Consider the following 13386-nt stretch of genomic DNA (forward strand, 5'->3'; position numbering starts at 1 on the left):
CAACGCGGGCACAGGGGTAAAAGTTACCAGGGGAGTAACGATCTTCTCGCCGCGGTCAGCCCGTGCCGGCGGCGCGCGGGGCGGTCGGCCAGCGCGCGCGCTCCTCGAGCAGGCGAGTCACCGCGTCCATGTTCGCGCTGCCCCACTCGCACAGTGGCGCCAGCGCGGCGGCGAGGCCGTGGCCCAGCGGCGTCAGCGTGTAATCGACGCGCGGCGGCACCTCCCGATAGTCGCGGCGCGTGACGATGCCGTCGGCCTCCAGCTCCTTCAGCTGCTGGATCAGCACCTTGTCACTCACGCCGCGGACCGCGCGCTTGAGCGCGCCGTAGCGGTTCGGCCCCTGGATCAGGAAATAGATGATCAGCGGCTTCCACTTGCCCGCGATGACGCGGAGCGTGGCGTCGAGCCCGCAGCTGAAGCCGGCGGCGGGTAGGTCTAGGGTATCGGTCATTTCCTGGTACTTACCAAAAGGTGCATACTTGTCGACAGGTAGGCACGTCCTCAGCTCTGCGCCAGTTCGCAGAACGGAGCAGACGATCATGAAGAGACTCGAGGGCAAGACCGCGGTGGTGACCGGCGGCGGGACGGGCATCGGCTTCGCCACCGCCAGGCGCTTCGTCGAGGAGGGCGCGTTCGTCTACGTCACCGGGCGCCGGCAGGAGCCGCTGGAGCGGGCGGTGGAGGAGCTCGGTGCCAACGCGCGCGCGGTCCAGGGTTCGGTCTCCGACCTCGCCGACCTCGCGCGGCTGTTCGACCAGGTGAAGGCCGAGCGCGGCACGCTCGACGTGCTGTTCGCCAACGCCGGCCACGGCGACCTCGTCCCGCTCGGCCAGATCACCGAGGAACAATATCAGCGCACCTTCGACATCAACGTGAAGGGCGTCCTCTTCACGGTGCAGGCGGCGCTGCCGCTGATGCGCGCGGGCGGCTCGATCATCCTCACCGGCTCGACCACCGGGGCGATGGGCACGCCCGCGTTCAGCGTCTACAGCGCGACCAAGGCGGCGGTGCGCAACTTCGCGCGCAGCTGGGCGCAGGACCTGCGCGGCACCGGCATCCGCGTCAACGTGCTCTCGCCCGGGCCGACGCTGACCGAGCTGGCGCAGGAGGTCGTCGGCCGCGACGCGATGGTCGAGCTGGGCGCGAGCACGCCGATCGGCCGCGTCGGCCAGCCCGACGAGATCGCCGCGGTGGCGGCGTTCCTCGCCTCCTCGGACAGCAGCTTCCTCACCGGGGGCGAGGTCTTCGCCGACGGCGGGCTGGCGCAGGTGTGAGCGCGCGCGGCGGAGCGGATCCACTGGACCGCGCCGCCGAACAGCGGCAACCTCAGGGGATGGAACCCGATTCCCGCCGAGACGCGCCGATGATCGAGCGCGCGCGCAGCGTCGCCGCCGGGTTCGCCGACGTCGGCCTCACCCAGGCCGAGGAGCTGCTGCGCCGCGTCTCGCCCGAGGGCCGGGCGCAGGCGCGGCGCGAGCGCGAGGCGCGGGCGCGGCGGCGGCGTCGCGTGCTGGTGCGGCTCGCGCTCGCCGCCGCGGCGTCGCTGCTGACCTGGGCGCTGCTCGCGCTCGCGGTCGCGCCGGCGGTCGCGCTCGGAGTCGCCGCGGCGCTGATGCTGCTGCTGACCATCCTCGTCCTCCTCCGCGCGGCGCCGCGCGCGCCGGGCCGTGAGGCGCTGGCGGGCGCGACGCTGCCCGATCTCGCCGCCGAGGCCGCTTTGTGGCTCGCCGCGCAGCGCCGCGGCCTGCCCGCGCCCGCGCTGCGGCTGAGCGAGACGATGGCGCAGCGGCTCGAGGCGCTCGCGCCGCGGCTCGCGCAGCTCGACCCGCGGAGCCCCGCCGCGGCGCAGGTGCGCGCGCTGCTGGCGGTCGAGCTGCCCGACCTGGTCGAGGGCTGGCGCGCGGTGCCGATCTCGCTGCGCGGCGCCGCGCGGGACGGCGGCGCCGCGCCCGACGCCCTGCTCGAGAACGGCCTGCGGCTGATCGACGGCGAGATCGCGCGAGTCGACCAGGCGCTGGGCCGCGGCGCGGTCGACGGCATCGCGGTGCGCGGCCGCTATCTCGAGCTGAAATACGACGCCGACGGCGAGTTGGGCTGAGCCGCCGCCGCCCGCTCAGCCCCCGGTCAGCAGCACCACCGGCACGCGCAGCACCGTGCGCAGGTCGGTCGCGTCCTCGGTCGCGCCCACCTCGACCGACCAGTTGAGGCTGGCGCGATCGGTCACGCGATAGGTCACGCCGAACAGAAAGCGCCCGATCTGCAGGTCGCGCGAGATCGTCTCGCGCTCGCCGGGCCAGGCCGCGGTGGGCTCGATCAGCATGGTGCGGGTGCGCGTGCCGAACGCCCAGGTGTGCGCGTAGCCGAAGTTCACCGTGGTGCGCTGGTTGAGCGAGATGCCGATCCCCGCCGAGCCCGAGATCGCGTCGCCCGGGTCGACATAGGTGATCACCACCGGCGGGATCCGCGTGTCGACGTCGCGCGGCAGGTTGAAGGTGTAGCCGAGCGTGCCGAACAGCACGACCGGGTCGCTCGGCAGGATCGCGGTGACGCTCGGCGCGATGCCCCAGAAGCCCGCCCCCGTCGCGGCGCGGGTCGGCCGGCCGAGATCGTCGCGGCGGATCGCGAAGGGGTTGCTGCCGGTCGGCAGCACGCCCTGGAGGTTGCCGATCAGATAGGGCCGGCCGTTGCCGCCGCTGAGCAGCTGGTAGCGCGCGGTCAGCTCGATGTCGCCGATCCCGGTCCCCTTGACCGAGCTGTCGATCGTCGCGGCCTGGTCGTTGTTGGTGCTGCCCGCGATCGGCGCGATGATCGAGGCGTCGGCGCGGTGGATGAAAGGCGCGCGCACGCCCAGCTCGAACCGGTCGGTCAGGCCGTAGCGCAGCGCCGCCGAGGCGGTGAGCACGTCCTGGCGGCTCTCGTTGATGTCGAACACGCCCACCAGCACCGCCTCGACCAGCTCGACCCCGCGGAACACCGCGCGGCTGCGGTCGGCGCGCGCGTAATCGACCTGCAGCTCGCCGGTGAGCTGGCCCTTGCGCGTCACCACGCTCGCCTGGCTGTCGAGCACCGCGAGCTGGATCGGCTGGTCGGCGTCCTCGGGCGCCTGGCCGACGCGCTCGAGCGGGGGCTGAAGCACGCCCGCCGGGTCGCCCGGGGTACCGGGCGCCGCGCCCTGCGCCGCGCTGATCGCGGGCGCGCGCGGCGGCGCCGCGGCGAGCTGCGGCAGCGGCGCCGCCTCGGCGCGCGCGACCGACTGCGCCTGCGAGTCGACGCGACGGCGCAGCTCGGCCAGCTCGGCCGCTTGCGCGTCGAGCCGGGCGCGCTGCGCCTCGATCAGCCGCAGCGCCTGGTCGAGCTGGCGCTGCATCGAGGCGCGGCGGCGCGGCGTTTGCGCCTCGGCGGCGGGGGCGGTGAGGGTCGAGGCGGCGAGGAGCGCGAGCGCGACTCGCCGCATCACTGCGCCCTCATCGCGGTGGCGGCACCCGCGACCTCGCCGACGCGCAGCAGCGCCGAGCCGGCGAGCAGCTCCGCCCCCGCCGCGCCCAGGTCGATCGCGACGCTGGTCTGCGTGTCGATCGTGCGATCGCTGCCCGAGTTCGCGATCGCGCTGCCGAAGACATGGCCCGCGAGATGGGTCACCGTGAGATCGCTGCCGCTCAGTTCCACCGTCCGTGTGCCCCCCTGCTGACCCTGCGTGATCACGCCATGGTCGGTCATCCCGCCCGCGATCGCCTCCAGCCCCGCCGGCACTCCCGCCGCCGCGGCACCGCCCGCGCCCACGCCGACCGCCGGCGCGCTCGCCGCGGGCGTGACCTGGAGACCGCCGCGCGAGTCGTAGCTGACGGTCGGCGCGCGCGTCGCCGCCGCGGCGCCCGCCACCGCCGGCGCGGCGGCGACCGTGACGCCCGCGCGCGGGGCGTAGACGGTCAGCGTCGGCGCGCCCTGGCTCGCCTGGAAGACGGTGCGCAGCACGACGGCGCCGTCGACCGCGGTCTGCGTCTGCACCGTCAGCGCGACGTCGATCCCGCCCGGCAGCATGAAGCCGCCGCGCTCGTCCGCCAGCGTCGCGTCGGGCACGGGCGCCAGCGCGCCGAACAGCGCCTGGCCGAGCCCCAGCAGCATCAGCGCCGCGCCGCTCACGATATGTCGCCGTAGGACGGCGCGGTGATCGACAGCGCCTGCTGGCTGACCGGGTCCGAGAAGCGGCCGCCGATCGGCGCGCGCGCGTAGGCGAGCCACTGCGCGTCGCGGTTGAAGCGCGACTTGGCGAGCGGCTGGTCGTCGGCGAGGACGAAGTAGATGCCGTTCCAGGCGCGCTCGAAGTCGGCGCGCGGCATCACGTTGACCCCGCTCGACGGGTCGCCGAGCAGCACCTCGCGCGCGCTGACGCCCTTCACCACGACGAAATGGCGGTACTGGCGGATCGCGATCAGCGCGATGCCGGGCACGCCGGTCTGGCGCACCTTGTCGAGCGAGACCTTGTAGCCGTCGGCGCGCAGCCCCCTGCTCGCCAGCCAGCGCTTCATGTCGAGGAGCGAGAAGCCGAGCCGGCGGATCTGCTCCTGGTCGCCGCGCAGCCACATGCCGCGGAACGCGAGGTCCTCGCGCACGTCGAAGTCGTAATGGTAGCGCAGCAGCGTCGCCAGCGCGGCGGAGCCGCAGCTGAAATCGTAGCGCTGGCGCACGATGCCTTCGAAGCGTCGCTCCGCCATCGAGCGGACCGCGACGCGATAGTCGCCGACCGGTCCCGCCCCCGCGCCGCCGACGAAGCGCGAGCCCGGCGCCACGTCGCCGGCGCAGGCCGCGGTCTGCGCGCCCAGCAGGGCGACCGCGAGCCAGGTCGAAGCGGGGACGGACCGGCTCATGGCGCCGGGGCGAGCGCGATCGTGACGTTCATCGCGGCGTTGATCGCCACGTTGTTGCCGGTGTTGACGCTGAGCACGGACAGGCCGGACATGTTCTGGAAGGCCTGGCCGTCGATCGTCGCGTCGCCGGTGCGGACATTGTCGCCGACGCTGTTGTGCGCGACGCCCGCGTTCTGCTCGGCGAGCGCCGACTGGCGCGTGTCCTCGCGCCCGGCGATCAGCGCGAGCGTCGGCTCGTCGAGCGCGGCCGCGGCGAAAGGGGCGGCTGCGAAGGGGGGGGCGGCGGTCTGCGCGGTGGCGTCGCCGGCGCCGAGCGCGCCGGCCAGGATCAGCGGCGATGCCCAGAGGCAGATCGGGATCAGGCGGGGCATGGGCACGCTCCTCGTTACGAAGGAGGACCGGCGGCGGGGGCACCGCCGCCGGCCCAGGGGGTATCAGAAGGTGACGTCGCCGGTGGTCACCGCGACCGAGACGCTCGCGTTCTGCGAGGCGCCCACGCCGGTGTTCTGGTTGAGCGCCTGCATGCCGGCGAAGTTCTGGAACGCGCTGCCGCTGTTGCTCAGCTGGTTGGCCGTGCCGGGCGTGCCGCCCTCACCGCCGCCGCCGAAGGTCACCGAGACGCCGGTGACGTAGCTCGACAGCGTCGAGCTCGCGACCACCGCATTGTCGCCGAACACGTTGGCGTTGGACGCCGAGGCGGTCGCCGAGGTGCCCACCAGCGAGATCGAGTGATCCGAGCTGTCGTTGTTGCTGTTGCTCACCGAATTGTCGGTCGAGTTGTCGGAGCTGTCATTGTTGCTGTTGTTGACGGAATTGTCCGAATTGTCGGTCGTGGAGCTGTTCGAATTGTCGTTGGTCGAGCTGTTCGAATTGTCGGTCATCGAGTTGTCGGAATTTTCGGTGGTGGAGTTGTTCGACGCGTCGGTGGTGGTCGTCGTCGAGCTGTCGTTGTTGCTGTTGTTGGTCGAGCTGTTCGTGTTGTCCGTCGTCGAACTGTTCGAGTTGTCGGTGGTCGAGCGATCGGCGTTGTCCGTGGTCGAGTTGTTGGACGCGTCCGTCGTCGTCGTGGTCGTCGTCGACTTGTCGTTGTAGCTGTCGGCGGTGTTCGTCGAGTTGTTCGAGGAATCACTCGTCGAGTTGTTGGTGTTGTCGGTCGCGGTCGCGCTGTTGTTGGCGGCGACACGACCCGACGAGGCGGTGGCGTTCCCGCTGTCGCTGGTGGTGACCGAATTGTCGGTGGTCGAGTTGTCCGACGCGTCGGTGGTCGTCATCGAGTTGTTGGAGCTGTCCGACGTCGACGAATTATAGCTGTCGGCGGTGTTCGTCGAATTGTTCGAGCTGTCCGACGTGGTCATCGCGTTGTTCGAATAATCGTTGGTCGAGTTGTTCGAGCTGTCCGACGTGGTCACCGCATTGTTCGAATAGTCGTTGGTCGAGCTGTTCGAATTATCCGTCGTCGAGCTGTTCGAATTGTCGGTGGTCGAGTTGTTCGACCAATCGTTCGTCGAGCTGTTCGACCAGTCGTTGGTCGAGCTGTTCGAGCTGTCGGTCGACGCGGTCGAGCCCCCCGCGGCGGCGTTCTGCCCCGCGCTGGCGCCGCTGGTGGGATCGGCGGTCTGCGCCACCGCGGGGGCCGCGATCAGCAGCGCGGCGACGGAGCAGGAGCGGAAGAATTGTGCTTTCATGTCGGCGTTCCTCGCTATCACGTGATCGCCACGCCCCCTGTTGACCGCGCGACGTCGCCGTCGTCGGAGGAGCGGTGCGGCACCGTATCCTCGGTACACCTCGGGTATGCGGACTCCGCTGGCGCTTCTCTGCCCCGACATAAGTGATTCCCTTGCCCTCGTTCGGGGAAAGCCGCTCCCCTCGTTCAGGGGGTGTTCACACGAAGGACGTGCGACAGCTCGGCGCGACGCGCACCGCGCTCTTCAGCATCAGCCACAACAGCTCGGCCTGGCGGTTGGTGTCGGTCTTGAGGAAGATCTGCTTGAGGTACGATCGCGCGGTCTGCTCGCGCACGTGCATCGCCGCGGCGGCGTCGGCCAGGCTCAGCGCGTCGGCGAGCAGGCAGGTTAGCCGGGTCTCGACCGGCGAGAGGCCGTAGAGCTTGCACACCGGCTCGATCAGCCGGCGCAGCTCCTGCGCCGGGTCGAAGACGTAGAGGATCGCGGCGCAGTCCTCGGCGCTGGCGGGCGGCTGCTCGGTGGCGACGATCGCGACGAGCAGCGGGCGCCGCTCGGCGCGGCCCAGCGCGATCACCGGCGCGGCGGCGCGGCCGCGCATCGCGCCGCTGCCGACGACATGGTCGATCGCGGTCTGCAGCCGCAGCGTGTCGGGCAGCCGGCTGCCGCTCAGCAGCGTGCCGCTGCGTCGCAGCCCGTCCTGCCGCGCCATCAGCGCCTCGGCGACATCGTTGGCGAGCATCAGCTGGCCGCGCGCGTTCACCAGCAGCACGCCGACGTCGGCGTGGTTCACCGCCTCGACGAGCCCGCGCGCCTGCGCCTGGGCCCGCGCGCGCTGCGCCCACATCGCGAAGAAGGGCTCGAGCAGCGGCTGACGTCGCGCGCTCTCCGCGTCGGCCCGCGCGCGCGCCGCCTCGCTCGGCCGCTCGAACAATGTCGCTATCGTGACGGTGCCCTCGCCCGCCGCGAAGACGGCGAGGAGCTGGGCCCCCTCCGCCGCGGCGCGCCACTCGCGCGGTGCGCGCGCCGGGCGCGCCGTCTGCTCGGCGACGAGCTGGTCGATCCGGTCGCGCGTGAGCGCGGCGCCACCGGCGTAGAGCGCCGCCGGCGCCCCGGTGGCGGGCTGCCAGGTGACGAGCAGCGCGTCGGCGTCGAGCGCGCGCGCATGGTCCCGGGCGAGCGCGGCGAGCGGGTCGTCGGACTCCGCCGCGGGCGCGACGCGCTCCGGCGGGTGCGCGCTGGCGGCGCGAGCCTCGCCCTGGCCCTGCGCGACCATCGCGACGACGGCGGAGCCGTGCAGCACGCTGACCATTGCTCTCTCCTGTTGCCCGACCGGTCGGGCCGATCGTCCCGCGTTCGCCGCGGTGATGCTGATAGGCCTCTCGTTCTTCGCGTCGTCACCGTAGGTTAGCTGACAAACCATGGAGAGCATGCGGGAATGCCACGGACCGACAAGCGGCCAAGCGGGATGTCCCTTCCCGAAAAGGGACGTGATCGGGCGCGCCTCCCCTCGCGCCGGATGGTGCCGCGATATCAAGGTAAAATGAAGCATAAACAGCGCGTTGTTCGTTTTGCGAACGTTATGGCCGGCGAGATCGGGGCGATCGGCGCGGCTCATCGCCGAAGGTGGTGCTCCGACCGGGACCCTGCCTCCTCCGAACGGGTTAGATCTGCTCGACAGGAGCACGCCATGAGAGACGAGATCAGCCGCACGCGCCAGCGCGAGATCGCCACCGAGCATCTGCTCTTCAAGCTCATCGAATATGTCGAGTCGCGCGATCCCGGGCTGCTCGACTTCCTCGAGGCGAGCCTGTCGCACCTGGGCGACCCGGCGCACGACGACAGCAAGGACGACGCGGGCGTGCGCGCGATCGCCCGCCGCATGATCGCCGGCGCGCGCGCGCAGGGCACGGGCTGAGGCGCGTGCCGCCCGCGCTGGCGGCGGGCTCGCCGGCCTATCGCCGCCTCACGTTGGCGATGCTGTTCGCGGGCTTCGCCACCTTCTCGACGCTCTACGCGGTGCAGCCGCTGCTGCCGCTGCTGGCGGCCGACTTCCGGCTGAGCGCGGAGGCGGCGTCGCTGGCGGTGTCGCTGGCGACGGGGCCGCTCGCGCTCGGCATCCTGGTCGCCGGCGCGGTGTCGGACCGGGTCGGGCGGCGGCCGCTGATGGTGGCGGCGATGATCGCCGCCGCGCTGCTGACCGTGGCGGCGGCGGTGGTGCCCGGCTGGCACGCCCTGCTCGCGCTGCGGCTGCTCGCCGGGCTGGCGCTCGCGGGCGTGCCCGCGGTGGCGATGGCCTATGTCGCCGAGGAGGTCGATGCCGCGTCGATCGGCGCGGCGATGGGGCTCTACATCGCCGGCAGCGCGCTCGGCGGCATGGGCGGCCGGCTGGTCGCCAGCCTGGTCGCCGCGGTGGCGGACTGGCGCTGGGCGCTGGCGAGCGTCGGCGTGATCGGGCTGGGGCTGGCCGAGGCGTTCCGCCGGCTCGCGCCGCCGTCGCGGCGGTTCGCGCCGAGCGACGCCGGCTTGCTGGCGCTGCCGCGCGGTGCGGCGGCACTGTTCCGCGACCCCGGGCTGCGCCTGCTCTATCTCGAGGGCTTCCTGCTGATGGGCGCCTTCGTCACCGTCTACAATTACGCGGGCTTCCACCTGCTCGCGCCGCCCTATCGCCTCGGGCAGGCGACGATCGGGGCGGTGTTCCTGCTCTACGTGCTCGGCTCGCTGAGCTCGCGGCTGTTCGGCGGACTGGCGGGGCGGCTGGGGCGTCGGCGCGTCTTCTGGGCGCCGGTGGTGCTGCTGATCGCGGGCGTCGCGCTCACCGCGGCGGCGCCGCTCGGGCTGGTGATCCTGGGGATCGCGGTGGTGACGATCGGCTTCTTCGGCGCGCACTCGATCGCCAGCGCCTGGGTCGGCCGCCGCGGCGGTGCCGCGCGCGGGCAGGCGGCGGCCTGGTACCTGTTCTTCTACTACCTCGGATCCAGCGTGCTCGGCTCGGCCGGCGGGGTCGCCTGGACGCGCCACGGCTGGTCGGGCGTGGTCCTCTTCTGCGCCGCGCTGGGCGGGATCGCGCTGCTCGGGGGCCTCCTGCTGGTGCGGGTGCGGCCGCTCGCCGCGCCCGAGGATCCCGCCACCGCGCCGCCGCCCGCGCCGGCGTGAGTCGGCGGCACGTCCGGTCCGCGCCGCGCCTATAATGCGCTGAGGTCAGCGCGGAGCGGGGCGGTGCGGGGCGGGATCATCGGGGCGGGGCAGGTCGGCCAGGCGCTCGCGCGGCGCGCGGTCCTGGCGGGGCACGACGTGACGCTCGCCAACTCGCGCGCGCCCGAGACGATCTACGACCTCGCCGCGACGATCGGCTGCGCCGCCGCGCGCGCCGAGGACGTGCCCGCGCTGAGCGAGCTGGTGGTGCTCGCGATCCCCTTCACCGCGGTGTTCGGGCTCGCGCCGGAACTGCTCGCCGGGCGGACCGTGGTCGACGCCAACAATTATTACCCCGACCGCGACGGTCGGATCGCCGCGCTCGACTCGCGCTCCACCACCACCAGCGAGATGGTCGCCCGCCACTTTCCCGCGGCGGCGATCGCGAAGGCGTTCAACGCCATCCTGGCGCGCGACCTGCGCGCGCCGCCGGTGCTGCCCGGTGGCGCCCGCCGCGCGCTGCCGATCGCGGGCGACGACGAGGGTGCCTGCGCCCAGGTCGCGGCATTGCACGGCTCGCTCGGCTATGCCGCGGTCGACGCCGGCCCGCTGGCGGAGGGCTGGCGGTTCGAGCGCGCCAAGCCGGCCTATTGCGTGCCGCTCGACCGCGCCGGGCTGGTCGCCGCGCTCGACGCCGCCGAGCGCGACGTCGACCGGCCCGAGGGATCGTGGCGATGAGCGCGCCTCAGAAGATGCCGAGGAACTTCTTCCGCTTCGGCGCCTCGGCCTTGCTGGTGGTGCCGTCGCCCACGTCGGTGCGCGGCTGGTTCTTCTCGTCGCGCTGCGCCGCCGCGGTCTTGCCGCCGAGGATCGGCCCGCACTGCGCCGCCTTGGCGTCGCCCGGGTCGACGAAGGCGAGCAGCGCCGCGACCGGGGTCGCCACCACCGCCAGCCCGAGACCGACGCCGGCGCGCGCCACCAGCTGCGGCGAGATCACGTTGAGCTGCGGCCGCGCGAAATAGCCTCCCAGCCCCACCGGCGACTGGCCGGAGAAGAGGCTGAACTTCTTCGAATCGGCGCGGAAGGCGAGGTCGAGCGCCTCGGTCTTGAAGCTGAACCCGCCGCGCGCGAGGATCACGTTGTTCTTGGTGTCGATCAGGATCGGGTCGGTCGCCGCGACGCCGTCGCGCACGGTGAAGGCGACCAGCCCGCAGTTGATCTGCACCGGTTCCTTCAGCTCCTGCTGGAACATCTTCTGCACGAAGGTGCCGAGGTCGATCTCGGCGAGCTCGACGTTGCGCGTCCACAGGGTCCCCGCCGGCATGACGAAGGCGATGCGACCGCGCGCGCTGGCGAGCGAGTCGTGGATCGTGTCGCCGCGCCCGGTGAGCTGGATGCGACCGCGGATCGTGCCCGACGTGCCCGATTCGGCGACGCCATAGCCCGCGAGCAGCCGCCCCATCGGCGTGGGCGCGAGGCGGATGTCGTAGCTGACCGCGCTGGGCCGCTCGCGCGTGTCGAAGATCGCGTCCGCGGCGACGTTGCCGCGCGCCATCGCGAAGGTCAGCGGCGACAGCGCCAGCCGCCCGCGCTCGAGATCGAGCACCATGTCGATGTCGGCGATCGGCGCGCGGCGCGAGCGCACCACGCCGACGTGCCACTTCAGGTCGGCGTCGAAGCGCTGCATCGTCGCCACCGGCAGCGCGGCGTCGGGCAGGATCCGCGCCGGCGCCGCGCCGGTCGCGGCGGCGGCGGCGATCGCGCCCTTCTCCGCGACGATGTCGGGGTTGTAGCCGATGAAGGGCGCGGCATCGACGATGTCCAGCCGTCGCGTCGTCAGCTCCGAGTCGAGGTGGAGCCGCGCGCCGTTGGTGATGGTCAGTCGCCCCGCGACGTCGCTGTCGCCGAACGTGCCGCGCATCCGCGTGAAGCGATATTCGTTGCCGCTCTGCACCAGCTGCGCGCGCAGCCGGTACGTCCGCGTGTTGGGGATCACCACGCCGATCACGTCGAGCAGGGTCGACAGGTTGCGCCCGCTGGCGCGCACCGCCAGCGGCACGTTCTGGAACTCGGCGAGGCTCGGCAGCGTGCCCGCGACGTCGACGGTGTTGCCCGCGGCGCGCGCGCGCGCGACCAGCTCGTTGCGCCCGCGCGCCACGGTCGCGTCGGGCGAGAGCAGCCGCGCCGCCAGCGTGAAGGGCGTGTCGCGCAGCTGCCCTCTGCCGCTGAGCCCGACCGCCTGGCCGATCCGCGCGTCGGTCGAGCGGATCGTGTCGAGCGTCAGGTCGGCGAGCAGCCTCATCCGCGGGTCGCGGTAGCGCACCTGCGTGCCCGCGACGGTGGCGCGATCGATCCGCGGCAGGTCGAGCGGCTTGCCCGAGCCCTTGTCCTCGCTGAAGGTCCAGGTGTTGCGCGTGTGCGCGGCGTCCCACTCGAGGTCGACCGCGCCGTTCGCCAGGTCGAGCCAGTAGAGCCGGCGCTTGCCGAAGAGCAGCGACAGCGGTGCGATGCGCGAGTCGATCCGCTCGGCGGCGAACAGGTTCGGCCGGGTCGCCCAGGCGGGATTGGCGACGGCGAGTCGCTCGGCGTAGAATTTGAGCTTGAGCGGGGCGAAATAGAGCTGGAAGTCGCCGCCCACGGTGACCTGGCGGTGGGTCAGCTTGCCGACGACGTGCTCGAACGGGTGCTTCAGGAACCGGCCCTTGGTGACGTAGAGCACCAGCCAGATCGCGGCGAGCAGCGCGACGATGCCGAGCGCGACGTCGCGCGCGATCCGCCGGCCGCGCCCGGGCGACCGCGCGGCGGCGGGCGACGGTGGCGGCGGCGTACCGCCGGACGCGCCGTCCGTGCGCGCGGCGGTGGCGGGCGCGGCCGTGTCGGGCGGGATCGTTGCCATGCCGGACCAATCGCGCGACGGGTGGCGCGGTTCCGCGCGCGCGCCGCGGCACCGTGCCAGATGCGGGCGGTTGATTTTCGCGGTGAGCGCGGCTAAGGCGCGCGCTTCTCCGAGCGATCGGCGGTGACGAACGGCCCGGCCATCCAGGGCTGCCGCGGCCGTTTCAGCCGAACGCTCCAGCAGAAAGGACGAAAATGCCCAAGCTCAAGACCAAGAGCGGCGTCAAGAAGCGCTTCAAGCTCACCGCCACCGGCAAGCTCAAGCACGGCGTCGCCGGCAAGCGCCACCGCCTCATCAGCCACAATGCCAAGTACATCCGCCAGAACCGCGGCACCACGGTGCTGTCGAAGGCCGACACCGCGACGGTGAAGGCCTGGGCGCCGTACGGCCTGAACTGAGCGACGAGGAGGAATAGCATATGGCACGCGTCAAGCGGGGCGTCACCACTCGCGCCAAGCACAAGAACATCCTGGAGCAGGCGAAGGGCTATCGCGGCCGTCGCAAGAACACCATCCGCGTCGCGCGGCAGGCGGTCGAGAAGGCCGGCCAGTACGCCTATCGCGACCGCAAGGTGAAGAAGCGGACCTTCCGCGGCCTGTGGATCCAGCGCATCAACGCCGGCGTCCGCGCCGAGGGTCTGACCTACAGCCAGTTCATGCACGGGCTGAAGCTCGCGGGCGTCGAGCTGGACCGGAAGGTGCTGGCCGACATCGCGATGAACGAGGGCGCCGCCTTCACCGCGATCATCGCCCAGGCGAAGGCCGCGCTGCCGCAGGCGGCGTGAGGCTTCCTCCGCGATGAGATAGGG

15 protein-coding genes are annotated in these 13386 nt (G+C 72.5%); 7 read left to right on the forward strand and 8 right to left on the reverse strand.

Features of this window, described 5'->3' with window-relative positions; genetic code table 11:
• Nucleotides 1-55: 55 nt before the first annotated feature.
• Nucleotides 56-451, reverse strand: a complete 396-nt coding sequence (locus KZ813_RS11155; protein ID WP_219755051.1) for a winged helix-turn-helix transcriptional regulator — start codon at nucleotides 449-451, stop codon at nucleotides 56-58.
• An 88-nt stretch (nucleotides 452-539) separates the two neighbouring features.
• Between KZ813_RS11155 and KZ813_RS11160 the strand changes: the two genes are divergently transcribed.
• Both KZ813_RS11160 and KZ813_RS11165 read left to right on the forward strand, forming a co-directional pair.
• Nucleotides 540-1274 carry an SDR family NAD(P)-dependent oxidoreductase gene (locus KZ813_RS11160; RefSeq protein WP_219755052.1) on the forward strand — a complete coding sequence of 245 codons (735 nt, stop codon included), beginning with the start codon at nucleotides 540-542 and terminating at the stop codon, nucleotides 1272-1274.
• Nucleotides 1275-1363: 89 nt separating this feature from the next.
• Nucleotides 1364-2098 carry a hypothetical protein gene (locus KZ813_RS11165; RefSeq protein ID WP_219755053.1) on the forward strand — a complete coding sequence of 245 codons (735 nt, stop codon included), beginning with the start codon at nucleotides 1364-1366 and terminating at the stop codon, nucleotides 2096-2098.
• 15 nt (nucleotides 2099-2113) lie between these two features.
• On the opposite strand, the gene KZ813_RS11170 is transcribed toward KZ813_RS11165, so the two are convergent.
• The 6 genes from KZ813_RS11170 to KZ813_RS11195 all read right to left on the reverse strand — a co-directional run bounded on the left by KZ813_RS11170 (nucleotide 2114) and on the right by KZ813_RS11195 (nucleotide 7859).
• A complete protein-coding gene (locus KZ813_RS11170; RefSeq protein WP_219755054.1) occupies nucleotides 2114-3454 on the reverse strand; it encodes a transporter in 1341 nt (446 codons plus the stop codon).
• Entirely contained in the window at nucleotides 3454-4140 is a 687-nt protein-coding gene (locus tag KZ813_RS11175; RefSeq protein WP_219755055.1) for a hypothetical protein, read from the reverse strand. The genes KZ813_RS11170 and KZ813_RS11175 overlap by 1 nt, the downstream gene beginning before the upstream one ends.
• Nucleotides 4137-4865: a C39 family peptidase gene (locus KZ813_RS11180; RefSeq protein WP_219755056.1), complete on the reverse strand. Its 729-nt coding sequence runs from the start codon at nucleotides 4863-4865 to the stop codon at nucleotides 4137-4139. Before KZ813_RS11180 ends, KZ813_RS11175 begins: the two co-directional genes overlap by 4 nt.
• Nucleotides 4862-5236, reverse strand: a complete 375-nt coding sequence (locus tag KZ813_RS11185; RefSeq protein WP_219755057.1) for a hypothetical protein — start codon at nucleotides 5234-5236, stop codon at nucleotides 4862-4864. Before KZ813_RS11185 ends, KZ813_RS11180 begins: the two co-directional genes overlap by 4 nt.
• Before the next feature lie 63 nt (nucleotides 5237-5299).
• On the reverse strand, nucleotides 5300-6550 hold the full coding sequence (locus tag KZ813_RS11190; protein ID WP_219755058.1) for a hypothetical protein: 1251 nt from the start codon (nucleotides 6548-6550) through the stop codon (nucleotides 5300-5302).
• Nucleotides 6551-6746: 196 nt separating this feature from the next.
• Entirely contained in the window at nucleotides 6747-7859 is a 1113-nt protein-coding gene (locus tag KZ813_RS11195; RefSeq protein WP_219755059.1) for a helix-turn-helix transcriptional regulator, read from the reverse strand.
• Between the two features lie 378 nt (nucleotides 7860-8237).
• On the opposite strand from KZ813_RS11195, the gene KZ813_RS20130 reads away from it, so the two are divergent.
• The 3 genes from KZ813_RS20130 (at nucleotide 8238) to KZ813_RS11205 (ending at nucleotide 10420) form a co-directional block, all read left to right on the forward strand.
• Nucleotides 8238-8465, forward strand: coding sequence for a hypothetical protein (locus tag KZ813_RS20130; protein ID WP_258046657.1), 228 nt, complete (start codon nucleotides 8238-8240; stop codon nucleotides 8463-8465).
• A 5-nt stretch (nucleotides 8466-8470) separates the two neighbouring features.
• Nucleotides 8471-9703 carry an MFS transporter gene (locus tag KZ813_RS11200; protein WP_308461864.1) on the forward strand — a complete coding sequence of 411 codons (1233 nt, stop codon included), beginning with the start codon at nucleotides 8471-8473 and terminating at the stop codon, nucleotides 9701-9703.
• A 63-nt stretch (nucleotides 9704-9766) separates the two neighbouring features.
• Nucleotides 9767-10420, forward strand: a complete 654-nt coding sequence (locus tag KZ813_RS11205) for an NADPH-dependent F420 reductase (RefSeq protein ID WP_219755060.1) — start codon at nucleotides 9767-9769, stop codon at nucleotides 10418-10420.
• A 7-nt stretch (nucleotides 10421-10427) separates the two neighbouring features.
• On the opposite strand, the gene KZ813_RS11210 is transcribed toward KZ813_RS11205, so the two are convergent.
• Nucleotides 10428-12578, reverse strand: a complete 2151-nt coding sequence (locus tag KZ813_RS11210) for an AsmA family protein (RefSeq protein WP_219755061.1) — start codon at nucleotides 12576-12578, stop codon at nucleotides 10428-10430.
• A gap of 194 nt (nucleotides 12579-12772) precedes the next feature.
• On the opposite strand from KZ813_RS11210, the gene rpmI reads away from it, so the two are divergent.
• Nucleotides 12773-12976: a 50S ribosomal protein L35 gene (gene rpmI, locus KZ813_RS11215; RefSeq protein ID WP_219755062.1), complete on the forward strand. Its 204-nt coding sequence runs from the start codon at nucleotides 12773-12775 to the stop codon at nucleotides 12974-12976.
• Nucleotides 12977-12996: 20 nt separating this feature from the next.
• Entirely contained in the window at nucleotides 12997-13362 is a 366-nt protein-coding gene (rplT, locus tag KZ813_RS11220; protein WP_183922336.1) for a 50S ribosomal protein L20, read from the forward strand.
• The last annotated feature ends 24 nt before the right edge of the window (nucleotides 13363-13386 follow it).

This window comes from Sphingomonas folli (genome assembly GCF_019429525.1).
Taxonomy (GTDB): domain Bacteria; phylum Pseudomonadota; class Alphaproteobacteria; order Sphingomonadales; family Sphingomonadaceae; genus Sphingomonas; species Sphingomonas folii.

Excerpts from the sequence above, each read along its gene's own strand:
- KZ813_RS11180 (WP_219755056.1), bottom strand. The coding sequence starts at position 4,865 with ATGAGCCGGTCCGTCCCCGCTTCGACCTGGCTCGCGGTCGCCCTGCTG.
- KZ813_RS11210 (WP_219755061.1), bottom strand. The coding sequence starts at position 12,578 with ATGGCAACGATCCCGCCCGACACGGCCGCGCCCGCCACCGCCGCGCGC.
- KZ813_RS11190 (WP_219755058.1), bottom strand. The coding sequence starts at position 6,550 with ATGAAAGCACAATTCTTCCGCTCCTGCTCCGTCGCCGCGCTGCTGATC.
- KZ813_RS11160 (WP_219755052.1), top strand. The coding sequence starts at position 540 with ATGAAGAGACTCGAGGGCAAGACCGCGGTGGTGACCGGCGGCGGGACG.
- KZ813_RS11195 (WP_219755059.1), bottom strand. The coding sequence starts at position 7,859 with ATGGTCAGCGTGCTGCACGGCTCCGCCGTCGTCGCGATGGTCGCGCAG.
- KZ813_RS11185 (WP_219755057.1), bottom strand. The coding sequence starts at position 5,236 with ATGCCCCGCCTGATCCCGATCTGCCTCTGGGCATCGCCGCTGATCCTG.
- KZ813_RS11155 (WP_219755051.1), bottom strand. The coding sequence starts at position 451 with ATGACCGATACCCTAGACCTACCCGCCGCCGGCTTCAGCTGCGGGCTC.
- rplT (WP_183922336.1), top strand. The coding sequence starts at position 12,997 with ATGGCACGCGTCAAGCGGGGCGTCACCACTCGCGCCAAGCACAAGAAC.
- KZ813_RS20130 (WP_258046657.1), top strand. The coding sequence starts at position 8,238 with ATGAGAGACGAGATCAGCCGCACGCGCCAGCGCGAGATCGCCACCGAG.
- rpmI (WP_219755062.1), top strand. The coding sequence starts at position 12,773 with ATGCCCAAGCTCAAGACCAAGAGCGGCGTCAAGAAGCGCTTCAAGCTC.
- KZ813_RS11165 (WP_219755053.1), top strand. The coding sequence starts at position 1,364 with ATGATCGAGCGCGCGCGCAGCGTCGCCGCCGGGTTCGCCGACGTCGGC.
- KZ813_RS11170 (WP_219755054.1), bottom strand. The coding sequence starts at position 3,454 with ATGCGGCGAGTCGCGCTCGCGCTCCTCGCCGCCTCGACCCTCACCGCC.